Genomic DNA, 23602 nt, shown 5'->3' with positions numbered 1-23602 from the left:
CGGTTGCGGCCGAAGGAAAACCAGACAGCCCCGCGATCCATCCGGCGGCAAGAATAAACAGACTTCGGCGGGAGTGGGACGGCAATCATGACCATGCTGCGTTCGTGGGGTGCGATTCTCTCGTTGCTGGCGCTCGTTGCATGCGCGAGCCTGCCGCCGCAGGCCGATCGCGTACAGACGCACGCGTACACCGATACCGACAACACGCGACTGGGCGTTGCGTTCCAGCGGCAGGCCAGTACGCACCCGGGGCAGGACGCGTTCCATCTGTTGATCGATCCGGTCGACGCGCTGGATGCGCGCGTGTTGCTTGCCGATCGCGCGGACCGCTCGCTCGACCTTCAGTACTACATCTGGCACGACGACCTGACCGGGCACGAACTGGCCGACGCGATCATTCGCGCGGCCGATCGCGGCGTGCGCGTTCGTGCGCTGCTCGACGATCTCGGCACGAACGCGGACGACCGCAAGCTGCTCGAGATCAGTTCGCATCCGAACATCGAAATCCGGCTGTTCAATCCGGTCGCCACGCGCCGGTTCAAGAAGATCGGCACGGTGTTCGAGTTCTCGCGCGTCAACCGGCGCATGCACAACAAGGCGATGATCGCGGACAACCAGGCAGCGATCATCGGCGGCCGCAATATCGGCGACGAGTATTTCGGCGCTTCGTCGATGCTGGAATTCGGCGATCTCGATGTCGTCGTCCATGGTCCGGTCGTGAAGAACATCTCGACCGAATTCGACACGTTCTGGAATTCCCCGTACGCGTATCCGATCGGTGCACTGGTCGGACACGATGCGGCGCCGGGCGGGCTGGACCGCGAGCGTGAACGATTGCGCGACTACCTGAGGGCCATGGAGGACAACCCGTACGTACTCGAGGCGAGGCAACGGCTCGACCAGATTGTTCACGGGGCGGGCACGGAATTGTCGTGGGGCCACGCGACGGTGCTGTACGACGATCCGTCGAAGATCGCGCACGCGCCGAAGGACAGCGACGGGCACCTGATGCCGCAGTTGCGGGCGCTCGCATTGCAGCCCGAACATGACCTGCTGATCGTGTCGCCGTATTTCGTGCCGGGCAAGGAGGTCGTCGAGCGGCTGCGCGCGCTCACGGCGCGCGGCGTGCGCGTCACGGTGCTGACCAACTCGCTCGCGTCGACCGACGTGGCGGCCGTGCATGCGGGCTACCGGCAATACCGCAGCGATCTCGTGGCGGCCGGCGTGCGGCTTTACGAACGGCGGCCGTCGGGCGACAAGAGCATTTCGAAGAAGGTGATCATCGGGTCGTCGCGCGCGTCGCTGCATGCCAAGACCTACGTGTTCGACCACAAGAGCATTTTCATCGGATCGATGAATCTCGATCCGCGCTCGCTGAACCTCAATACGGAAATCGGCGTGTACTGCGAGAGTCCGGCGATTGCGTCGCAAGTGGCAAACGATCTGGAAGGGCGGCTCGATCGAATTGCGTGGCGGGTCGAGCCGAGGACCGATCCGGCGGGCAAAGGGCAGCTCAAATGGATTCAGACCGATTCGGACGGGAAGGTCACGGAGCTCGATCACGAACCGGAAGTGTCGGCCGCGCGGCGGATGGAAATCTGGTTTCTCGGGCTGCTTCCGATCGAATCGCAACTGTGAGTGGCGATGCCACGTGCGACGCTCAGCAACGTGTGCGGCCGAACTGCTCGATGACGGCCGCGAGCTGCATCGTCGCGGTCTCGATCGTCGCGTTGTTCAGGCCGGCGTATCCCAGCACGAAGCCGTTGTACGGCCGGCCGTCGCCGACGCGATAGCTGCTCAGCGGCTGAAGCAGCAGGCCATGCGCGGCCGCGGCGCGGGCGACGTCGGTATCGTGCAGCGGCATCGCGAGATCCGCCGACAGATGCATGCCGCCCGGACTTTCGCGAACGCTCAGCGCGGTGCCGAGGTGGCGGGCGAGTGCCGCTTCGAGGCTGCTCCGTCGCTCGGCGTACAGCATCCGCATCTTGCGCAGGTGCCGCGCAAAGAGGCCCGTGTCGATGAATTCGGCCATCGCCAGTTGGTCGGCCGAGTGGCCGCGATGGACGAGTTCGCGCAGCGTTCGGGTGAAGCGTTCGACCAACACCGGCGGAACCACCATGAAGCCGAGCCGCAGGGCGGGAAACATCGTCTTGCTGAAGGTGCCGAGATAGCAGACCGGGGCGTCGGCATGCAGGCCCTGGATCGCCGGCAGCGGCTGGCCGCCGTGGCGGAACTCGCTGTCGTAATCGTCCTCGATGATCCACGCGCCGCACGCACGTGCGTGCTCGACGAGCGCCGCGCGCCGCCGGGGGCTCATCAGCGCGCCAAGCGGGTATTGATGCGATGGCGTCGCATAGATCAGCCGCGGCGGCCGGGTGCGCCACTGTTCGTCGGTGGGCGCCATCCCTTCGTGGTCGACCTCGATCGGCACGAGCGCCAGGCCGGTCGACCGGAATGCGGTTCGGGCGCCGTTGTAGCAGGGGTTCTCGAGCCAGCCGTATTCACCGGGATTCGCCAGCATGCGCGCGCATAGTTCGAGGCTGCTTTGCGTGCCGTCGGTGATGAATACCTGGCCTGTGTCGCAGCGTACGCCTCGCGAGACCCGGATATAGGCGGCCACGGCGCGCCGCAATTCGGGCAGCCCTTCGACCGGGCCATAGGCAAGCTGCGCGGGCTTGATGACTTTCCATGCGCGCTCGATGCAACGGCGCCATGCGGTAACGGGAAATTCATCGAGCGACGGAAGGCCGGGCACGAACGGCAGCATGCGTTCGGGTTCGGGATCGGCGTTCTCCAGCCCATGCACGCGCTCGGACAATTGAACCGGGGCCGGGCCGCTGTCGAGCCCGGCGCTCGAACGGCCGTATCCGTCCCAGAGCGTGATGGTGCCGTTGCGCGTCGCCGCCACGAAGCCTTCTTCGGCAAGGCGCTCGTACGCATAGACTGCCGAATTGCGCGCGATGCCCAGCTCCGCCGCGAGCACGCGCGTCGACACGAGCCGTGTGCCGGACGGAATGTGTCCGTCCAGCAGCAGGTTGCGCAGGCTCCGGTAGAGGGCTTCCTGCTGGCTGTGTCGGGTCGTGCCGTCCTGTCTGGAAAGCGATGAGATGAGCAGCGCGAGATCCATGGGCTGGTTCTAGAATTTTTCGTTGAGCTGGTTCTTTTGAAGATTCGACGCGCATCGTATCGTTCACGTTCTCGCGGTGCCGGCCGGCGCGCGGGTCATTCCGGCGATCGTCCACGATAGCGGCACGCGGTATTTTGATCGATTTGGCAAGCGACTGTCGATGGGCCGATCGACAGGGCGGCGCAGCCGTGGAAGCCGCACGCATCCGATTCGAGCAACTTCGGAGTGCAAAACTATTCAAAGTGGATGCCCGCGTCGTGTCGGAACGCGGGCCGCTCGATGCGTGCAAGCGCGCGCGAACAGGAACACGAAACATGAAAGACCAGACCGCCATCTCTCCCACGTCCCGCACCACCATTCGCCGCCTGCCGGAACTGGCGAACCGCGATCGCACGATGCTTCATTGCATCGTGGACGAGGCCTACGTCTGCCATGTCGCGTTCGGTGCAGGCGACGACACGCACTGCATCCCGACCGCGCACTGGAGACGGGGCGATGACCTCTATATTCACGGGTCCAACGGCAGCCGGATGATCAAGGCGCTGTCGGCGGGCGCGCAGGCGTCCATCGCGATTACGTTGCTGGACGGTCTCGTGTTGGCCAGGTCGGCCTTCAACCATTCGATGAATTATCGATCCGCGGTGATCTACGGACGGTTCGAGGTGGTGGAGGGCAGTGCGGACAAGCTGATGGCGCTGGATGCATTGATGGACAAGATCGCGCCCGGTCGCAAGCATGACGCGCGGCCCGGCAATGAGAAGGAACTCAATGCGACCAGCGTGCTGCGGATTGCGCTTGAGGAAGCCGCCGTGAAAGTCAGCGATTCAATGCCGTCCGACAAGGACGAAGATCTCGCGCTCGCTGTCTGGACGGGGATCCTGCCGCTGAAGACGACGCGCGGTGCACCGGTTCACGCCGACGGCACCATGCCGGTGCCGGACTACGTCCGCAACTGGGTCGAGTGAGTTGCGCGACAAGGCCGCGCGGTTTTGCGGAAAGCGGCAACGCGCGGTGTTTTGAGCCGTGTCGCTTTCGCATGGCAGCGAGGCGCGACCTTCGCCGGGCGACAGCGCGAATGTCGCGCTGTCGTGACGGCGTGCGTTTCACTCGGTGCGATGCTCATGCGCGTCGTGCGGCGGATGCGACTCCGCAGCGTGCGGATGCGGTGCGGGCGCGTGCTCGGGGGCCGGTTGCCGCGGCGGTTGTGCCGCGTGTTCCTGAGGGTGCGCTTCGTTGTGCGGCGGCGTCTCCTTGTGCAGTTGCTGCTGGGCCTCGTTACGTTGTTGCGTTGCTTCGCGCTCCTGCTGCTGCGCCGCATCGTGTTGCTGCATCTCCTCGCGCTGCTGTTGCTCCGCTGCGTTGTGTTGCTGCATTTCCGCGCGTTGCTGCTGCTGTGCCGCGTTGTGTTGTTGCAGTTCCTCGCGTTGCTGCAGTGCCTCGTTGCGCTGTTGTTGCTGCAATTGCTGTTGCTGCACGGCTGCGCGATTTTCCTGCGCGGCGCGCTCCTGCTGCAGCGCCTGCTGATGCTCGTCACGCATCGCGCCGGGCGCATGCGGCGCCGGTGTTTCGGCATGCGGTTCGTTTGCACGGTTCTGCGCGAATGCGTCGGGCGACGGCCGCGCGCCGGGGCGCGTATCGTTCGCGCCGAAGTGCGGCATCGTCATCGGCACGGCGCCCGGGCGCTGCTCCATGGCCTGCTCGCGCATCGGCGTCGCGCCCGGCTGCATCGTGTTGCGTTCGATCGTCGTGTTCGTCGTGTTGTTGGTGACGTTGCCGCCGTAGTTGTTCGTGATGCGCGTGTTGCGGATATTGGTGATGTTGTTGATCACGGTGGTCGACTTCGTCACGTACGTGGTGTGGTTGTACACCACGGCCGGGCGCTGCCAGCCGCCGTTCCAGCCGGGGCCTTCCGGACGCGGCGCGCCCCAGTTCATGCCCCATGCATGCCAGCCCCAGTCGTGGTGCCCGAAGATCGCGGCGCCGACGGCGATGCCGACGCCGAACGTGATCACGCCGGCGGCAACGACTTCACCCGTGCTGTATGAAGGCGGCCGATACACGTAGCCGGGGTAGGACGAGACCGGCTCGCCGTAGACGACCGTCGGGTTGTAAGTCGGGACATAGACGACGTCGGGCTGGGCCGATTCGATCTCGATGGACTGCGCGGGCGGCGGCACGATCGCGGGCCCGGCGTAGACCACGGGCGCGTCGGTGGCCGGCGTATAGCCGGAGGGTGCGGCCTGCGCGACTTGCGTGACGCGCATCTGGCCGCCCGAGCGGAGATGGCCGGACGTCTGCGCGCGCTGGCGCATCGCCTGGATCGCGTTCATTACGTCGGTCGGATCGTTGTAGTACGCCTGGCCGAGCGACGTGGTCCAGGCCGGGTTCGACGCCATCTGCGACAGCACCGCGGGGAACGCGGTCAAGGCCTTGACGGACGGATCCCACGGCTGCGTATCGGCGGCGGTGGCGAGTGCCTGTCCCTTCAATGACGGATTCTGCGTCACCCAGTTGTTGGCGGCCGTGACCTGGTCCGGGTACGTTGCCCCCGCGAGCACCAGCGCGACGAGCTTGTCGGGGAACAGCGCGATCGGCGCGACCATCTGGTAGAGCTGATCGGCAGTCGGCGGCGTGTAGGCGACCGGCGTCGAAGCGGGCTGGGCCGCCGCGGCCGCGCTCGCGTCGCTGGCCGGCGCGGCGGCGCTGCTGTCGCCGTTCTTGTTGCAGGCCGAGAGGCCGAGCAGCGACACGATGAGGGACGACGCGATCAGCGTTCTGACGGGGCGGTGTGCACGTGTGTTGTTCATGTTGTTCGTTCGGTGTTGTGTCGGCATTGGCAGGCACGCGGGCCGCGCGATCGGCTTGAGCACTGTGCCGCGACCGTCCGCGTCTGCTCCGGGGGCATCGGCCGGTGCAGGTGGCAGGGTCGTGTTCGCATGATGGTGGTCCCGCGACGAATCGATATATCCAGTTAAACGCGTGACACGCGCGGAAGTTGTCTGAGTGTTGTGTAACAGTGTGTGTACCTTGCAGTCCGTAAGCAGGCTGGCGCTGCCCGGGTAATGGATCTGAAAGTTGTTCGCGCAACGATTGCAAGGTCGGCGAGTGTGTCGTCGCGCCGGATGCTGCTCCGCGAGATTGCGCGGAACGCAAAAAACCCGCGAGGGCTTGGCAGCCCTCGCGGGTCGTTCAAACGATCACATCCGGTTCGATGCGTGCGCTGGCGCGCACGCGGAACCGGGGTGGTCATCGGTACATCAGCGCGCGAAATCCGGCGTGCTCTGGATGAACGCGTTCAGCTTCGAGATGTTCACGCTGCCGAAGCCCGTCGTCGCGTCCCAGCCGGCCTTCGCCTTGTAGCCGTAGGTGCCGCTGCCGTTGTTGCCGGACGTGACGTCGTGCAGCAGCGCCGCGTTGGTCGGGAAGTACTTGTAGATGCTCGACGCGGGGAATCCGAGCGCATTGTTGTTCGCGGACTGCAGCCGCGCCCAGATGCCCGTGAAGATCGGCGCGGCAAGGCTCGTGCCGCCTTCGTTGTTCAGGTAGCCCGAGCCCCACAGCGTGTTGGACGTCTGGCCGTTCACGACGAGGATCGCACCGGTGCGCAGGTCCGCATCGAAGCCGACGTCAGGCAGTGCGCGCTTGGTCGATCCGGTGAGGCTCGACGATTGCCACGACGGCGCGGCTTCGTACTTGCTGTACCCGCCGCCCGTCGACCACACGGTGCCCGGCTGCCAGCTCGGATCGTTCCACACGATCTCGCTGTTGTACGCGTGGGTCGACGTATTCGTGAACAGTGTCGTGCCGCCGACCGCGATCACGTACGGCGACGTTGCCGGCTCGCTGACCGTGTAGGTCGAGCGCGACGGTGTGCCGCCCGCACATTCGTACGCACCATGGTCGCCGGCGGATACCGAGAAGGTTTGCCCCTGCGCGATCGCCTGCTTGAAGATGGTGTCGTCGGTGGCCTGCGAGCCGGTGCTGTTCGCGGACGATTCGCACACGCCGAGCGACACGTTGATCACCTTCGCGACGTTGTCGGTCACGGCCTTGTTGTAGGCGGCGGTGATTGCCGTGAGCGTCATCGACGGTGCGACGTAGAACACGACCTGCTTCACGCTGCCGCCGGCCGCGCCGACGATCGACTGGCTGTCGAGGTTCCATTCGACGGTGCCGTCGGTGTCGGTGTACGAGCTGCCGGACGGGCCCGTCTGCACGATGCTGCTGCTGATCGTGCCGAGGCTGTTGTTCGCGGCGAACGTATTGAGGTCGCTCACCGTCTGCGACAGGTCGCCTTCGGAGATGATGCCGACGGTGGTCTGCGAGGCCGTCGGCGTGCCGTCGCCGCCGTAGATCGACGAGAATTCGGTCGGGTTGTGCGGCACCGCCGATGCGCCGGCCGGAATCGTCAGGTTGCTGGTGTTGCCTTGCGGCTGGCTGCCCGCGCCCGTGTGCATCAGCTCGACGTTCTGCAGGCCGAGCACCGCGCCCACGACGCCGCCGATCGCGTTCGGCACTTGCGCGGCATCGGTATTCGCATAGACGCTGCGGCCGTTATGCGTGAAACGCTTGAGCGTCGTGCGGAACGCGGACTTGATGGTCGCCGCGGTGCCGGACGCGGATACCAGCAGGCGGTTCGGCTCGACCACGATGTTCACGAAGCCTGCCTTGCGCAGATGCGCGACGACCGAGGCGACCTGCTGGTCGGTCGGCGCATATTGCGTCGCGAACTGCGCCGGCGTGAGGAACTGCCGGTAATGCGGTGAACCAGGCGTATGCAGGTCGTGCAGGTATTGGTCGAGTTGTGCTTCGTTGCGCAGGTTCAGCCCGAGCACGATGTCCACCGATTCGCCCGGCGCCAGCTCGACCGCCGCGGCGGCAGCGGCGGCCGTGCTCGCGGCAGGCGCACCGGCCGTGCCGGCTTCGCTCTGCTGCACGAGCGGCAGGAAGCCCTTGGTGCGCGTTTCCGTCCAGCCGGCCGCCGGCGCGGCATGGACCGTCGCCATGCCGAACGACGCGGCGGCAGCGGCGGCGAATGCGAGCTTGACGAAGCGAATGTGCTTTTGTTTCTTGTCTGCAACCTGGTTCATTTGAATTACCCCTCCGGTTGAACATCGAACGGCACGAACAACAACGGTCGACAGCGGTGCGGATCATGCACCGCCGATTTCTGTCGCACGCGTGCGGATGGCGCGGACGCGACAGGGCCTTTCGCCCGATCCGGAAAGGTGTTTTTTCTCCGGAGGCGAAATACGGTAAACGCGGTAACGGGAAGGCTGCGCCGCGAAACGACGCAACTGCGCAGCGAATGGCGCGGGCGGAATTGCTAGAGCAACAGTTTCGGTGTCCTGCTCATTTGATTCGATCCTTAGGCCCGCTGCCGGATGGCAGTTGTCCAATGAGATGCATCGGGATGTTGCATGCACCGGCGCGCGAACGATACGGCCGGCGGCGAGCACTTCGGTGCGGCGGAAGCGAAAAAACGTAGAGCGGAAGCGATTGTGTAGTGAGCAATTCGTCAGATTGCGTGCATCTGACGGTATCAAGAACGAAAGCGAGGTGTAAAACTTTTTTTGATTATATGAAACTAAATTAAAGCGAATAAGTGCAATGTTTTTGAAAATATTGGCAGTGTTTTGTAATATTCGGAGCTGCCAAAGAAAGTAATGCTGAATGCGATTTGCCGATCGTTTCTGGTTCGATGCGTAATGGGCGCAACGGGCGAATCGTGTTCGAGGCGTGACTCGAATCGCCGGGGCGCGGCGGCGAGAGTCGAGTTCGCGGGCAGCAGGAAGCGTGGCATGAAGTCGCGAGGTGTCCGACATGCCGCATGCCGGCCCAGTCAACGAGGATCGAACCTGACGTGATCGATAACGACAAGCTTTGCATCGAAGTGCCTGCGACCTGGAAGGCCGCGCTGGCGGATGCCCGATGGACGCGACAGACGGAAGGGCAGTCGGATGCCGCGGTGTTCCGGCTCGATGCGCGCGACGGATCGCGCCGATTCATCAAGACGGAACCAGTGGGGCCGCTGGGCGAACTGCGCGACGAGGCGGCGCGACTGCGTTGGCTGGTGACGACGGGTTTGCCGGGTGCGCAGGTGCTCGACGTGGCGTCGGCGGCGGGGCGCGAGTGGATGCTGGTGAGTGCCGTGCGCGGTGAAAATCTCGAAGTCGCGCAGCTCGCGCCGGCGGCGAAGGTCGCGATCATGGCCGACGCACTGCGGGCGCTACATCGGCTGGATCCGGCAACCTGCCCGTTCGATCACGGCGTTGCGTCTCGCATCGAGCGTGCCCGTGCGCGGATGCACGCGGGGCTCGTCGACGAAGATAACCTCGACGATGCGAATACGGGCGTACCGATCGACGAACTGTTCGTCAGGCTTCAGGCGAGCCGACCGTCGATCGAAGACAAGGTCGTCACGCACGGTGACGCGTGTCTGCCCAACTTCATGGTCGAAGACGGTCGCTTCTCGGGCTTCATCGACTGCGGACGCCTCGGCGTGGCCGATCGCTATCAGGATCTGGCGCTGGCGGCGCGTGATATCGAAGCAGATCTCGGCAGCGAATGGATCGCGCCGTTCTTCGCGCGATACGGGATCGGGCAGCCCGATCCGGATCGGATCGCTTTCTACCGGCTGCTCGATGAATTTTTCTGAGACCGTTTGATGTTGCGGATGGCGCAGGAGATTGCTGCCTTGTTTCCCGTTTCACCTGAAATCAGCAGGAATCCTGCTTTTAATGTCGTGCGCCAGCATGTCGTAGCGCATCCACAGCTTCCGCGTTGTCGTGCGACTGCGCGAGCTGCAGCAGCGACTGGCCGCGCCGGTCGACATGATTCGGATTCGCACCGTGTGCGACGAGGAGCGGAATCAGTTCGAATCGATTGAACAGCGTGGCGAATCCCAGCGCGGTTTCTCCGGCGCCGTTCGTCTGGTCGATCGGGCATGGTGTGTCGATCAGGCGCCTCGCAATATTGGGTTCGTTCTTGAAGAGGGCGCCCATCAGCGCCGTGTTGCCGTGACGGTCGCCCGCGCATGCGTTTGCACCGGCCGACAGCAGGTAGTCGAGCGCGGCCGGCTGGCCGTCGTAGGACGCGAGTATCACGGCCGTAAAGCCGTGACCGTCGGTGGCGTCGACGGGATAGCCGGCGTCGTGCAATGCGCGCAGGATGTCGACGCGTCCGACGCGGGCGGCATCGAACCAGTCGCCGTCGTAACGGCGCAGCGCGGCAGGATCGGCTCGCGAATACGCGGGCCGGTCGGGGAGGTGCGCGCAACCGGCGATCGCGGCCAGCGCCAGGGCCGTTGCGGTCGAACGGATCGCGCGCGTCAGGCGTTTGGATTGCATGTGGATGTCCTGATGTGTGGGTCAGGTCGACGCGCGCGGCGCAGCCCCGCACGTCGACAGCGACCGGAGCCGCGGGATCAGTTCTCGCTCAGCTTTGCCGCGAGCGCTTGCACTTGCCCGACGTCGGCATGAACGGCCTGCGCGAGACGCGTGCCGTAGTCGGCATCGGCCTTGTAGAAGTACGACAGCATGGCGTACTGGTTGTGCGCGTTCGTGACCTTGCCGAGATCGCCGGACAGCGCGGTGATCAGGTCGTCCCTGTCCTGCTGCGAGAGGCTGCGGTAGTACTCGCCCGCCTGACGGAACCGCAGCTTCTTGTGGATCGCTTCCTGTTGCGTCGTTCCGCCGAGCGCCATGCGCACGGACTTGTACTGCGGATCCGGCGCGAGTTCATGCAGCGTCGACGGTTCGTAGTTCACCTCGCCCTTGCGGTCGCCGGCGTTCATCTTGCCGTCCTGGTTGTTGTTGACCACCGGCACGACGGGCCGGTTGATCGGCAGATCCATGTAGTTCGCGCCGAGCCGGTACATCTGCGTGTCGGCGTACGCGAACAGGCGATCCTGCAGCATCCGGTCTTCGGACGGCTCGATGCCCGGCACGAGTCGCGACGGCGCGAACGCCGATTCCTCGGTCGACTGGAAGTAGTTGTCGGGCACGCGGTTCAGCGTCATCGTGCCGATCTTGCGCTCGGGCACACCGGTCCACACCTTCGTGTCGTCCAGCGCATCGAAGTCGAACCGGTTCAGGTCCTGCGGCGTGAGCACCTGCACGTACAGATCCCACTTCGGGAAGTCGCCTTGCTTCAGTGCGCCGTACAGGTCGTTCGTCATCATGTTCCAGTCGCGCCCGATCGATGCGTCGATGTCTTGCGGACGCAGGCCGTGCACGCCTTGCTGGCTTTTCCAGTGGAATTTCACGTAGTGCACGTCGCCCTGCGCATTGACGAACTTGAACGCATGCACCGCGAAGCCGTCCATGTGACGATACGAATCGGGCATGCCCGCATTCGTGTACAGCATCGTCAGCATGTTCGTCGCTTCGGGCGTGTTCGCGAAGAAGTCGAACGCGAGGTTCGGATCCTGCACGCCGGTCACGGCGCTCGGCTTGTTCGCGTGAACGAAGTCGGGGAACTTGATCCCGTCGCGAATGAAGAACACCGGCCAGTTGATGCCGACCATGTCCCAGTTGCCCTGCTGCGTATAGAACTTCACCGCGAAGCCGCGCGGATCGCGCGCCTGTTCGGGCGAGCCGCGATAGCCCATCACGGTGGAGAAGCGCACGAACACAGGTGTGCGGGTGCCCGGCGTGAAGACCTTTGCTTTCGTCAGGCTCGAGATGTCGGCGGTCGGCACGAACTCGCCGAATGCACCGGTGCCGCGCGCATGCACGACGCGTTCCGGAATGCGTTCGCGGTCGAAGCGCTGCAGTTTCTCGATGAGTGCGGAGTCTTGCAGGAGCACGGGGCCGGCAGGGCCGGCCGTCTGCGAATTCGCGTTGTCGCCGACGGGGGCGCCCGTGTCTCGAGTGAGTTCGGCGGCATGAGGCGACGCGGAAAGTGCCACGCAGATAGCGGCGACTGCGTGTCTCAGCACACGACTGGAGGATGAAGACATGACGATGGAACTCCTTGAATCCGATCGGTGGTGGGGAAGCCGACTGAATTAGAAGAGATCGTCAGATGATTGGCTAATTGATATTCGATATGTTTCCGATAGCGGCGTCGCCGATGCGGCGCGAGCCCGCTTGTTGTCGGCGCAGACGGTGAATATTGTTGCGCACGCAATGAGTTGTTGCGTCGCGCTTCGCAAAGCGATCCGCGAGCGTCGAACACCGACGCTTGAACGTGCGATGCCTTGCGTGGGTGATGCGGTCTGCAGACCGAGCATCGGCGCCGCGACAGCCTCGGCGAACCCGGCTGCGCGGCACCGATCGACTCGACGTCAACCCGCGCCAGTTTGCCACCCGAGCCCGAGGCTCTTCTGCACCGACACGTAGTCCTTGATCAGTTCCGCCTGCCCGGCGATCACGTTCTGCTGGGCGGACAGCGCTTCGCGTTGCGTATCGAGCAGGTCGATCATCGATGCGACGCCCGCGCGATAGCGCTCGTCCATCAGCGATCGGGAATGCACGGCCGACGTCTGCACCTTGGTGAGCGCAGCGACGTGCTCGCGCTGGTGCCCGTAGCGCTGCAATGCCGTGTTCGCATCCTGCAACGCACCGAGTACCGCCTTCTGATAATTCGCTTCCGCTTCGTCGCGCGATGCTTCGGCCGCGCGCACGGCGCCGCGCGTACGCCCGAAGTCGAGAATGTTCCATTGCAGATAGGGCGCACCGACCCACGTGAAGTTCTGCTTGCGGAACAGATGGCCCGGGTCGGTCGCGCTGAAGCCGAGATCGCCGAGCAGCGTCACCTTCGGGAAATAGTCGGCGACGTGCTCGCCGATCTGCGCATTGCTCGATGCGAGCCGGCGCTCGGCCGCGCGAATGTCGGGGCGCTGTTTCAGCAGCGTGGCCGGATCGCCGATCGCGACGCTGCCGGGTAGCGTCGGCAGCGGTGCATCCGGTGTCGACAAGGTTGCGTCGAGCGCACCGGGTGCGCGGCCCGTCAGGATCGCGAGCCGGTCGAGCGATTCCGTCACCTGCGCGTCGAGCGGGATCAGTGATGCGCGCGTGGTTTCGACTTGCGTCGTCAGGCGTTCGATGTCGACATCGGCGGCGACGCCGCGCGCGCGACGCTGCTGCGTGAGTTCGAGCATCGTCTGCTGCAACTCGGCGGTGCGCTGCGACAGCGCCAGCCGCTGCTGCTGGTCGCGCAGGTCGACATACGCGTTCGCGACTTCGGCTGCGATCGACACCTGCGTATCGGCGAGATCGGCGTCGACCGCTTCCGCCTGCGCGGACGCGGCTTCAACTGCGCGGCGCGTGCCGCCGAACAGGTCGATTTCCCAGGTTGCGTCGAAGCCTGCCGAATAGAGCTGCAGCGGGCCTGAGCCGCCCAGCGACGGCGACGTCCCGCCCGGCTGGTTCGAGCCGTTCGACGGCAGCAGCGAACCGAGCGCGCTGACGTCCGGCTCGCGCATGCGGATCGCGGCGGCGGTGGCCGACGATTTCGGCAACTGCGCCGCGCGCTGTTGCGACAGCTGCGCGCGCGATGCGCGCAAGCGGGCCTGCGCAGCGTGCAGATCGGGGTTGTACACGAGTGCGGCGGTGATCAGGTCGTCGAGCTGGCGATCGTTGAGCGCGTGCCACCACGCGCTCGGCGCGGGCGCAGCCGTGTCGATGCCGGCGGCCGGCGCGCGCACGAAGGTCGGGGCATCCGGTGCGGCGGGCGCGCCGCGGTAATCGGGGCCGACCGTGCAGCCGGCGAGCAGGCACGCAGCCGCGCAAAGCGTGAGCGCAGGGCGACGGGGCAGGGGGAAGGGTTTCATCGCATCAGACGGTTCAGTGGCCGGACGACATCGGCTGCGGCCCGCGCGGCGTTCTCAGCAGCAGCGCGAGCGGTACGCAGGCGAGCAGCGCGAGGCCCAGCAGATAAAAGGTTTCGGAATAGGTCATCACGACGGCCTGGATCTGGATCTGCTGCGCCAGTTGCCCGAGCGCGCGCATGTTCGAATACGCGAGGTCGCCGGTGTGCGCGAACCAGTTGGCTGCATAGGCGGACAGCCGGTCCTGCCCGATCAGCGAGTTGGCCGTCACCGATTCGCGGAGCGCGGCCGTATGGAAGGTCGTGCGCCGGTCGATCACGGTGCCGATGATCGCGAGCCCGATCGAGCCGCCCAGATTGCGCGCCATGTTGTAGAGCCCGGCCGCATCGCCCGAGTCTTCGCGTGCGACCGCCGCCATCGATGCCTGGTTCAGCGGCATCATCGCGAGCATCTGTGCGACGCCGCGGATCAGTTGCGACCAGACGAAGTCGTGGCCGACACTTTGCGCGGTCAGGCTGATGTCGAGCATGCAACTCAGGCAGAACAGCAGCAGCCCCGAGATCACGAGGATGCGGAAATCGACCTTGCCGAGCAGGCGCGGCAGGATCGGCATCACGAGAAAGGCGGGGAGCCCCGACAGCAGCATGATCGCGCCCGCCTGTTCCGCGTTGTAGCCGGCGACGATCGCGAGGAACTGCGGCAGCAGGTAGGACACGCCGTACAGCCCGGCACCGACCGCGGACACGATCACGATCACGCTCGCATAGCGCGGGTTGCGCATCAGCGACAGCCGCATGATTGGTCGCTTCGCAAAGATCTGCGACAACGCGATCAGGATCATCCCGGCGAGCGATACGAGGCTCAGCGTGACGATCATCTGCGATTCGAACCAGCGTTCGCGCTGGCCTTCCTCGAGCACGACGGTGAGCGAGCTCAGCCCGATTGCGAGGCCGAAGATCCCGAGCCAGTCCGCGTTCAGGAACGAGTGCCATTGCGGGCGGTCCGACGGCAGCCCGAAGATCAACAGTGCCATCAGCAACAGGCACACCGGCAGGTTCAGGAAAAAGCACCAGCTCCAGCTGACGTTCTCAGCAAGCCAGCCGCCGAGCACGGGGCCGAACAGCGGCCCGAGCAGCACGATCAGGCCAAACAGCGTCATGCCGACCGGCAACTGCGACAGCGGCAGCCGCGTGCGGATGATGGTCTGCGCGGTCGGGATCAGCGCACCGCCGGTGAAGCCCTGGCCGATCCGGCCGGCGATCATCATCGGCAATGAATGCGACCAGCCGCACATCATCGAGAACGCGATGAACAGCGCGGAGTTCGTCAGCAGGAAATTGCGCAGCCCGAACACGCGCGTGAGCCACGCAGCGAGCGGGATCATCACGATTTCGGACATCAGGTAGCCGGTCGAGATCCACGTGCCTTCGGTGCCGGTCGCGCCGATTTCGCCCTGGATCTGCGGCAGCGCCGAGTTCGTGATCGAGATGTCGAGGGTCGCCATCAGCGCGCCGAGCGCGCCGGCCGCGACTGCGATCCAGTCGGTCATGCTCGCGCGGCCTTCGTGCGGCGGCGTGGGCATCGTGGCGGACGGTTCAGCCATGGTGTGTCTCGTCGCGGGTCGAGCGCGTATCGACGTCGACCGTCACCGACAGCCCCGGCAGCAGCATGCGCTGCGCGCGGGCGTTCGCGGCGAGGCGGATGCGCACCGGCACGCGCTGGACGATTTTCGTGAAGTTGCCGGTCGCGTTCTCGGGCGGCAGCAGCGCGAACTGCGCACCCGTGCCGGGCGCGAAGCTGTCGACGACGCCGGACAACGCGCCGTCCGGCAACGCGTCGACATGCAGTTCGACGGGCTGGCCGATGCGCATGTTGCTGATCTGCGTTTCCTTGAAGTTCGCGACGAGGTAGATCGCGTCGATGGGCACCACGGTCAGCATGCGCGTGCCCGGCTGCACGTATTGACCGACCCGCACCGTGCGATCGCCGACGCGGCCGGCGAGGGTGCTGCGCACGATCGTGTTGTCGAGGTCGAGCTGCGCCTGCGCGGCGCTGGCCTGCGCGGCTTCGAGCTGCGCGCGTGCCTGCTGGAGCTGCGCGGTGAACGATGCGATCTGCGTGCGCGCGGCAGCGATCGACGCAGTGTTCGCGGCGAGCGTCGCGGTCGCCTGGTCGCGCGTGCTCTTCAGGTCGGCCACGCGTTCGTGCGTTTCCGCACCGGTCGCCGCGAGCGGCGCATAGCGCGTGTATTCGTCGCTGGCGTGCTGCGCATTGATCCGCGACACCTTCGCCTGCGCGTCGGCCTGTTCGAGATTCGCGTGCTGCTGGCTGATGTCGGCCTCGGCGCGTGCGATATCCGCACGGCGCGCGTCGACGGTCGCAAGCGACTGCGCGAGCGCGACCTGGTACTGGCGGACGTCGAGCCGCACGAGCGGATCGCCGGCCTTCACGGCCTGGTTGTCGCGCACATACACGTCGGTCACGTAGCCGGCGACCTTCGGCGCGGCAGTCATGCTGTCCGCCTGCAGGTACGCGTCGTTGGTGCTCTCGATGAAGCGACCGACCGTCCACCAGCGGCCGAGCCAGACGGCGCCGCCGATGGCAGCGAGCACGACGGCGACGAGCAGGACGCGCCGCTTCGCGCCCGTGCCGTTGCGCGACGTTGTTCCGTTTTCCTGACGATTTGCTTTCTGTGGAGGGTCTTGCAGCGTCGACATGCTGGCGTCCAATTTATTCCAAGTGGAAGAATTATTCCAGTTGATAAAATTGTGTCAAGTAGAATGTCGATCGATCGAATGACGAGGAAGGCATGAACGAAGCGAAGAAGCTGCGCCGTACGTCGGCGGGCGGCTACGCCCGCGGCGACGAAACGCGCCAGCGGATCATCGAGGCGGCGATCGAACTGTTCGGCGAGCGCGGGTTCGCGGGTGCATCGACACGCGAGATCGCCGCGATGGCCGGCGTGAACGCGCCGGCGCTCCAGTACTACTTCGAGAACAAGGAGGGCGTGTACCGCGCGTGCGTGGAGACGATCGCGGAGCACGGCTGGGAGGTGTTCGCGCCGTCGGTCGGCCATGCGTGGGCGATGCTCGATGCGGACGCGGACGTCGACGTGCTGATCGACGCATTCGTCGGGCTGCTGCGCGCGCTGTCGGACCGGATGTTCACGGCGCCGAAGACGATGAACCAGCGGATGTTCTTCGCGCGCGAGCAAGGCGGCCAGGAGCCGGCGAGCGCGAGCGAAATCCTGATGACGCGCATGCGCAAGCCGCTCAACGACGTGAGCGCCGAACTGATCGGCCGCATCTCGGGGCGGCCGGCCGACGATCCCGTCACGCGATTGCGCGCGCTGAGCCTGTTCGGGCAGATCACGGTGTTCCACATCGCGCAGCGTTCGGCGCTGCAGTTGCTCGAATGGGAGGCATTCGAGGGCGAGCGCGCGGCGCTGTTGATCGACACGATCGCCGAACAGACGCGCATGCTGCTCGAGCAATGGCACGCGCAGCGCGACGTAGCGGCTGCGGCGCCTGAAGCCGGCCCGAAGCGCGGGCCGGGTGCGGCGGCGAAACGCACGGTGAAGGCGAAGGCGTCGGCACCTGCCGCGACAAGCACCCGGCGCGTGAACAAGCCCGCCGCGCGCTGAACGCGGCGCGTCGTCAGCCCCGGCCGGTCAATTCGGCTTGCGCGCGGGTTCGGCCGGCGACGGCGGCCGGGTCGTCGCTTCGACGGCATGGCCGTTGTTGCCGTTGCTGTCGTTTTCGCCATCGACGACCGGCCGCGATCCGTCCGCGTACGCGACGACGCTGCGCTGCGGATTGGCGATCCGGATGCCGCGTTCGCGGAACGTCTCCGCGATCCGCCGGTTGAATTCACGCTGCACGCTCCAGCGCGTGGAGTCCGTGCATTGCATCTGTCCGGCCAGCGCGAGCGTTGCGCCGTCGACCTGATCGATACCCCAGTAGCTGAAGTCCGACAGGATGCCGTCGCGGTATTTCGGATCGTCGCGCAACGCGGCGCCGATCTCCTTCAGCGTCGCGATCGCGCGATCGATATCCTCGCCGTAGGCAATGCTGATCTTGACGGCCGCGTTGCCGAGCCCGCGATTCGTGTTGTTGACGGTGGTCACCGAACTGAACGGGATCGTGTACAGCGACCCGTCGCCGGCGCGCAGTCGCACGGTGCGGATCGACAGGTACTCGACCGTGCCCGACACGCCGGCGAGCGTGACCCAGTCGCCGACCTGCATCGCGTTTTCCATCAGCAGGAAGATCCCGGTGATGAAATCCTGCACGAGCTTCTGCGAGCCGAAGCCGAGCGCGACGCCGAAGATGCTGGCGCCGGCAAGCAGCGGGCCGACGTTCACACCGAGCTGGCTGAGGCCCGTCAGTACGACGACGAGCGCGATCATCACGAACAGCAGCGAGCGCAGCATCGGCAGCAGCGTGCGCAGCCGCGCCGCGCGCATGAGATTACCTTCGCGCGTCCATCGTTGCAGCCGGCGCTCGATCGCGATGTTCGCGGCTTCCCACACGATGAGCGCGACGATGGCCGCTATCGCGATCGTCACCAGTGCCGACGCGAGCCGGTGGCCGATCGTGCCGGTTTCGAACGCGCGGAAGATCGGTACGCCCCAGATCTGCAGCAGCAGCGCGACGGTCACGATGCCGATCGCGCCCGACAGGATCTGGCGTAGCAGCGGGTAGTAGCGGTACGCGTGCGCATGGACGAGCGTGCGGTCTTCGTCGCGGCCCTGGAACAGCCGCGCGAGCGCACCGAACACGACGATCGACACCATCCGCATGCCGATCATCACGGCGATCGAGCGGCCGCCGAGCGTGATCAAAACGCGGTAGCCGTTGTGGACGTCGAGCGCCCACACGAACCACAGCGCCATCACGATGAATACCGACACGGGCGCCCATGCGTCCGCGAGCGCGTTGCCGATCATCGCGAACGACGGACGGTCCTCGCCGGCCGCGCGGATCCGCGCGGCGACGGGCCGGCGGCACTGCAGGATCAGCGCCGAGACCATCAGGTGCCCGACGAGTGCGACGGCTTTCAGCAGTGCGAGGTGACCGGCGTCGCTGAGACCGAAGTTCGCGGCGACCTCGACCGCCGCCGTGCAGGCGCCGACGACGATCGCGATCCGCGCGATCGAGCGTTGGGCGAAGTCGGCCCACGCGTCGCTGATATGCAGCAGCCGCAATTGCCGTGCATCGGGCTGGAAGCACAGCTGGCTGACGATCGTGACGAGGCGGCAGATCACGTAGATGTCGATCAGTGCTTCGAGCGCGGATTCGATCGGGCCGCCGGCATCGCCGATCGCCGACATCGTCAGGCTCGCGACGCCGACGAACACGAGCAGCGGCACCGCGCGCAGCGCAAGGCTGACGAGCGCGCGCGGCATCCGGTACAGCAGCGTGGTGTGGCGACGTGCGTGGCCACGGCCTTCCGACGAGGCGGGCGCGGCGTCGGGGGTGTCCGGCGGCGCGTCGTCGTCGTCGGGCGTGGCGGATTCGACGGTAACGGACTCGGGCGCGGTGCGGCGCGACGTGTCGGCGCGCCGTGCGGCCACTGCGGCCAGCGCACGTCGCAACAGCCGCTTCGCGAACCATTCGACCAGGAGCGCGGGCACGAGCACGGCGATGATGATCCAGAGCGCGTGCGCGAGATCCGCGCGCGCGTCGGCGCGCACCAGCCGGTCATGCCACCAGCTTCCGACCGAGCCGACATCGAGCAGCGAGCGCAGCGATTCCTTCAGCGCATCGCCGATTTCGGTGGTCCAGCGCGATCCCTGCCGGACCAGCATCGACGCGAGCCCGTTCGACGTGAGCGCGGCCGGGGCCGCGGCAGCCGACGCGCCGCTGGCCGCAGCCGCATCGCTTGCCGAGACCGCGGGCGCGGCAAGCGCGCCGACGGCCGCGATCGCACGCAGCGTCGTTTCGACCTGCGCGCGATCGCGCGGATTCTCGAGCACATTGAGTGCCTGCTGCGCCTGTTGCGGCGTCAGCGCGGGCGCGGTGCCGGAAGCGGCCGACGCGGCGGCCGGGGCGGGCGTGGCCGCGTGGGCGGCCGAGACGACGGCGGCAAGCAGCCAGCCGAGGAGGAAATGTCGCATGGAGTTGGCATGCGGGCGCGCATCGGCGCGCGGCCCGCCGGGCTGAACGATGGACGGAAGTTAACATGATCGCGAGCGGAACCGAATAGTTCCGTCGACAATCATTCGAATCGGGCATACACGACGCGCTGCGGGCGATTGCGGCGCGTTTGCGCAGTCATGTGTCCGACGTGGACTGTAGGCAGTCAGACAGGTGGGAGCGTTTCAATTACCGAAATGTAGGGTATTTGTAATGATCGCCTGTCGGTAACGGTGAGTGACGCAACCATCGTATCGGAATAATTAATCTGGAATCCTGCTGAATTACGCGTGCCCGTCGTGAAAAACCGGCAGAACGTGCTCTGCGACTTCTTCGATGACTTCGCGCACGGGCCGGTCAGAGCCCGGATTCAGCGTGACGTGATGCGTGCCCGCCGCACGCATGTCCTGCAGGATGTCGATCAATGTGTGGCGTCCGGTTGCATAGCCGAGCGGCAACGCGGTGGCCGGCGCATCGGGATCCGCGGCGAGGTCGAGCCGCATCGACACGCCGAATGCGCGAAAGGCCGGCGACGCGAGCCGGTCGACCGCCGCGCGCCACATCGAATAGCGTGCGCGCTGCGTGTCCGGATCGCGGTGGTACGTCATCCAGCCGATCGAGTGACGCGCGATCCAGTCGACGCTTTGGCCGCCCGAGCCGACGGCCAGCATCGGCACCGCGTCGGCGCCGCGCGGCAGCAGCGTGAATTCGGGCGCATCGGGCGGCGCTTCGTCGGGGACGACGCGCGACGGCACGCCGAGCGCGGCCGCGACGACGTCCCAGTGCGCGCGGTAGCGGTCGCGCCGCGTCTCCGCATCGACGCCGAACGCCGCATATTCGGGCGGCCGGTCGCCGGAGCCGAGCCCGAGGATGAAGCGTCCACCCGACAGCGTCGCGACTGACAGCGCGCCTTTCGCGATATGCAGCGGATGACGCAGCGGCAGCACGATCGCGCCGCTGGCGAGCGCGATCCGGCGCGTGCGTGACGCCAGTGCACCGAGCAGGACCCACGGGTCGAGGTGGCCGACCGGGTCGGGGTAGTCGGCGCTGTTCAGCGGCACGTCGCGAATCCACAGCGCGCGAAAGCCGAGCGTGTCGGCCAGCGCCGCGAGTTCGAGCTGCTCGTCGAAGTCGGCGACGATATGGCCGGTGCGAAGCAGTGGAAGCGTGAGGCCGATCGACAACCGTCCGTCCGAAAAGACGCGATGCGCGATATCCGGTTGGGCAGGGGCGGGCGTGGTCATGGGGAATCCTTGGCGGCGGTGCGAAGCGAACACGCGACGTGGCGTGTCCGAATGCTAGCGTGTTTGGACGCCGGCTGCGCGGCATGGCAGGCTGACCGGTTGGCGTTGAGACCACGAGGGCCATGCGGGCAGCGGGCCGGGCATAATCGGTGCCCTTCCGTCATTGAAAACAACGAATCCGGATGAACGTCCTTCAACACACGATGATCGGTCTGGCGGCGAGCGCGATGCTCTTCGCGGTTGCATCCGATGCGCTCGCGGACGACGCGGAGCGCGCCGCTATCTGCAAGACCGCCGAGGAAACGAGCTACACGGCCGACGTCCGCAATTGCCTCCGGCTGAAATACGAAGCGGCCGACCAGCGGTTGAATGCCGTCTACAAGACGAAGATGGCGAACCTGGATGAGCCGGGCAAGGCGAGGTTGCGCCACGACGAGCGCCGCTGGCTCAAGGCGCGGGATGCCGCCTGCGCCGAATCGCGGCAGCCCGATGCAGGCGGCACGCTCGGGCTCGTGGAGGTCGACAGCTGCTTCGTCAACGAAACCGAGCGTCGCGTGAAGGTGATCGAAGCCTTTCGTTGAGGTGTGTCGAGGTGTCGCGCCGGCCCCGGCGCTAGGCCACCCGCAGCGTCGTGCCGCGCAGCGTGAGGCCAAGGCGCGACGCCACGCGTTGTGACGCGAGGTTGTCGCTGTCGGTGCTGTAGAACAGCGTGCGCGTTTGAAGCGACGGCAGCCGCGACCACGCGGCGGTTACCGCCGCCGCGAGGCCGCGCCCCCGAAACGCGGGGGCCGTCGCGAGACCGAGTTCGGCACCGACGTCGGACAGCCGCGCGGCGAACGCGACCGATGCGACCTCTCCGTCGACGACGGCCGCGCACCACGGCGTCCACAGATCGGCGACGCTCCGAAACCCCATCGAGCACAGGCCGTCGGGCATTCCGTGCGTGGACAGCGCATGCAGCAGATGCCGGCCTGCGTCGCTGTCGCCATCGATCAGCGCGACGCGCGCGTCGGTGTCGAAACCGAGGGCGTGCGGCAGCGCGTAGACGAAGCCGATGTTCCAGTGCGAAACAGGCGCGAGCAGCGCGAGATAGCGTTCGAGATGCGCGGGGGGCGTGCGATCCGCCAACAGCGGTTCGCTGTCGGCCACGCGCGCCAGTTCGTCCGCGACAGCGGCGGGCACGTCGGCGCGAACGCCCGCCAGGTTGCCGTCCGTGGATCGGCCGAGCCAGAAGCGTGGCCCGGGCGAGCAGTCGGGATCGTTCTCGCGTTCGATCCGGCGATCCGGATGCAGGCGGAACAGCGTGCGGAAGTCGATATCCAGCCAGTCGTGTGTGTCAGGCATGCGTCGGGTAGGAGGCTCCGGTCAGGTGGCGGCGAGCTGCGCGAGGAATGCCAGGGCGGGCCCGCGCATCCATTCGTGCGCGCGCCGCACTGTCGGGCGATTGTAAGCCGATCGACGATCGCGCGCAGATGCACCGCCGTGACGTCGGCACCGGCCGGGCCGGCCCGGCGTGACGGCCGGCCCGGCCGACGGCTGCCGATCCGGCAGGCGTTTCAGTTTCGAAACGTTCGCGCTGCTTGTCGGTGCGCGATTCGTGTCGCTGGCCCCGTTTCGGCCCGCGCGGCCTTGTGGCATGAAGCATGGTGCGCTCCTTGCATATCTGTGCAGGCCGTGAGCGCGGTCGCGGACGCAGTCGGTCCGGCAATCGCTTCAGTGGGTCGGACGTATCGGAGACGGGGACAAGAGAATGAAAACAGACCGAATCGCAACATGTCATGTTGCAAACATGAATCGCCGACCTGCCGGGTTGTTCGCTTCGCCGTTTTTCGAGGCGACGTGAGCGCGCGGCTTTCCGTTCCATCCGAGCAATCGGGTTCGTTCTGAACGACGACGTGCAGGTGTGACGCACGAGGCCGACTGGTGCCGGTCGGCCGTCGGGGATGAACCGTGAATGCCTGTGGATGGCCCGGCCCGGATCCCGGATCGTCATGCAGCCGCGCGCAACGCGAGTCGTCGCGCGGCGTAGGCGTGCGCGCGCCGTGCATCGTGTCGGCGCGACGGGTCCGAACCGGATCGCATCGGAAAGCCGGCAGCGCATCGATGCATTCGGCATCGCGGAACACAGGGTGTCCAGGGGAAGCGTTCGCCGGCCGTAGCAGGGCGGGCGCCGCGAAATTGTGCTGTCAGTTGATCCACTACCCCGATGGATCAATTGTTGAAGCGCCCATCGCCAAGTGGCGGATGGGCGTCTTTTTTTGTGCGCCGGTTTGCGACGCGAGCCATCGGCCCGATCGCGCGGCGTTCTGTATCATGTGCT

At 66.2% G+C, this 23602-nt stretch carries 17 protein-coding genes; 5 read left to right on the top strand and 12 right to left on the bottom strand.

From position 1 onward, the window contains the following. Window positions 1-87: 87 nt before the first annotated feature. Window positions 88-1638 (top strand): phospholipase D family protein, encoded by a 1551-nt coding sequence (locus tag ACN8ZM_RS25515; protein ID WP_420211104.1) that lies wholly within the window; start codon window positions 88-90, stop codon window positions 1636-1638. A 22-nt stretch (window positions 1639-1660) separates the two neighbouring features. On the opposite strand, the gene ACN8ZM_RS25510 is transcribed toward ACN8ZM_RS25515, so the two are convergent. Next, window positions 1661-3127, bottom strand: coding sequence for a PLP-dependent aminotransferase family protein (locus tag ACN8ZM_RS25510; protein ID WP_420211103.1), 1467 nt, complete (start codon window positions 3125-3127; stop codon window positions 1661-1663). Between the two features lie 314 nt (window positions 3128-3441). On the opposite strand from ACN8ZM_RS25510, the gene ACN8ZM_RS25505 reads away from it, so the two are divergent. Next, window positions 3442-4092 carry a pyridoxamine 5'-phosphate oxidase family protein gene (locus tag ACN8ZM_RS25505; protein WP_420211102.1) on the top strand — a complete coding sequence of 217 codons (651 nt, stop codon included), beginning with the start codon at window positions 3442-3444 and terminating at the stop codon, window positions 4090-4092. Between the two features lie 138 nt (window positions 4093-4230). Here ACN8ZM_RS25505 and ACN8ZM_RS25500 read toward each other — a convergent pair whose 3' ends face one another. From ACN8ZM_RS25500 to ACN8ZM_RS25490, 3 genes are all read right to left on the bottom strand, one after another. Next, entirely contained in the window at window positions 4231-5934 is a 1704-nt protein-coding gene (locus ACN8ZM_RS25500) for a DUF3300 domain-containing protein (RefSeq protein WP_420211101.1), read from the bottom strand. A 450-nt stretch (window positions 5935-6384) separates the two neighbouring features. After that, complete coding sequence (locus ACN8ZM_RS25495; RefSeq protein ID WP_420211100.1) at window positions 6385-8217, bottom strand: S53 family peptidase; 1833 nt, start codon at window positions 8215-8217, stop codon at window positions 6385-6387. Between the two features lie 63 nt (window positions 8218-8280). Further along, window positions 8281-8952, bottom strand: coding sequence for a hypothetical protein (locus tag ACN8ZM_RS25490; protein ID WP_420211099.1), 672 nt, complete (start codon window positions 8950-8952; stop codon window positions 8281-8283). Window positions 8953-8990: 38 nt separating this feature from the next. Here ACN8ZM_RS25490 and ACN8ZM_RS25485 point away from each other — a divergent pair, with 38 nt between their 5' ends. Beyond that, window positions 8991-9785 carry an APH(3')-II family aminoglycoside O-phosphotransferase gene (locus ACN8ZM_RS25485; protein WP_420211098.1) on the top strand — a complete coding sequence of 265 codons (795 nt, stop codon included), beginning with the start codon at window positions 8991-8993 and terminating at the stop codon, window positions 9783-9785. A gap of 79 nt (window positions 9786-9864) precedes the next feature. Here ACN8ZM_RS25485 and ACN8ZM_RS25480 read toward each other — a convergent pair whose 3' ends face one another. From ACN8ZM_RS25480 to ACN8ZM_RS25460, 5 genes are all read right to left on the bottom strand, one after another. Further along, complete coding sequence (locus tag ACN8ZM_RS25480) at window positions 9865-10476, bottom strand: ankyrin repeat domain-containing protein (RefSeq protein ID WP_420211097.1); 612 nt, start codon at window positions 10474-10476, stop codon at window positions 9865-9867. A gap of 77 nt (window positions 10477-10553) precedes the next feature. Beyond that, a complete protein-coding gene (locus ACN8ZM_RS25475; protein WP_420211096.1) occupies window positions 10554-12089 on the bottom strand; it encodes a catalase in 1536 nt (511 codons plus the stop codon). 327 nt (window positions 12090-12416) lie between these two features. Continuing rightward, on the bottom strand, window positions 12417-13904 hold the full coding sequence (locus tag ACN8ZM_RS25470) for an efflux transporter outer membrane subunit (protein ID WP_420211095.1): 1488 nt from the start codon (window positions 13902-13904) through the stop codon (window positions 12417-12419). 13 nt (window positions 13905-13917) lie between these two features. Continuing rightward, on the bottom strand, window positions 13918-15504 hold the full coding sequence (locus ACN8ZM_RS25465; protein WP_205822809.1) for an MDR family MFS transporter: 1587 nt from the start codon (window positions 15502-15504) through the stop codon (window positions 13918-13920). Continuing rightward, window positions 15497-16618, bottom strand: coding sequence for an HlyD family secretion protein (locus ACN8ZM_RS25460; protein ID WP_420211094.1), 1122 nt, complete (start codon window positions 16616-16618; stop codon window positions 15497-15499). The genes ACN8ZM_RS25465 and ACN8ZM_RS25460 overlap by 8 nt, the downstream gene beginning before the upstream one ends. Window positions 16619-16710: 92 nt before the next feature. Here ACN8ZM_RS25460 and ACN8ZM_RS25455 point away from each other — a divergent pair, with 92 nt between their 5' ends. Continuing rightward, on the top strand, window positions 16711-17544 hold the full coding sequence (locus tag ACN8ZM_RS25455; RefSeq protein WP_089453401.1) for a CerR family C-terminal domain-containing protein: 834 nt from the start codon (window positions 16711-16713) through the stop codon (window positions 17542-17544). 27 nt (window positions 17545-17571) lie between these two features. On the opposite strand, the gene ACN8ZM_RS25450 is transcribed toward ACN8ZM_RS25455, so the two are convergent. Continuing rightward, window positions 17572-20019, bottom strand: a complete 2448-nt coding sequence (locus ACN8ZM_RS25450) for a mechanosensitive ion channel domain-containing protein (protein WP_420211093.1) — start codon at window positions 20017-20019, stop codon at window positions 17572-17574. Window positions 20020-20322: 303 nt separating this feature from the next. Further along, the gene (locus ACN8ZM_RS25445; protein ID WP_420211092.1) at window positions 20323-21282 is read right to left on the bottom strand and encodes an LLM class oxidoreductase; all 960 of its coding nucleotides are present in this window, start codon (window positions 21280-21282) and stop codon (window positions 20323-20325) included. Between the two features lie 182 nt (window positions 21283-21464). On the opposite strand from ACN8ZM_RS25445, the gene ACN8ZM_RS25440 reads away from it, so the two are divergent. Next, window positions 21465-21863 carry a lysozyme inhibitor LprI family protein gene (locus tag ACN8ZM_RS25440; protein ID WP_420211091.1) on the top strand — a complete coding sequence of 133 codons (399 nt, stop codon included), beginning with the start codon at window positions 21465-21467 and terminating at the stop codon, window positions 21861-21863. 31 nt (window positions 21864-21894) lie between these two features. Here ACN8ZM_RS25440 and ACN8ZM_RS25435 read toward each other — a convergent pair whose 3' ends face one another. Continuing rightward, complete coding sequence (locus ACN8ZM_RS25435) at window positions 21895-22626, bottom strand: GNAT family N-acetyltransferase (protein WP_420211090.1); 732 nt, start codon at window positions 22624-22626, stop codon at window positions 21895-21897. Between the last annotated feature and the right edge of the window lie 976 nt (window positions 22627-23602).

Origin of the sequence: Burkholderia aenigmatica (genome assembly GCF_048627025.1) — a bacterium.
GTDB lineage: Bacteria > Pseudomonadota > Gammaproteobacteria > Burkholderiales > Burkholderiaceae > Burkholderia > Burkholderia aenigmatica.
Note: the sequence above shows the minus strand (reverse complement) of the source record. Positions and strands in the feature narration are given on the sequence as shown.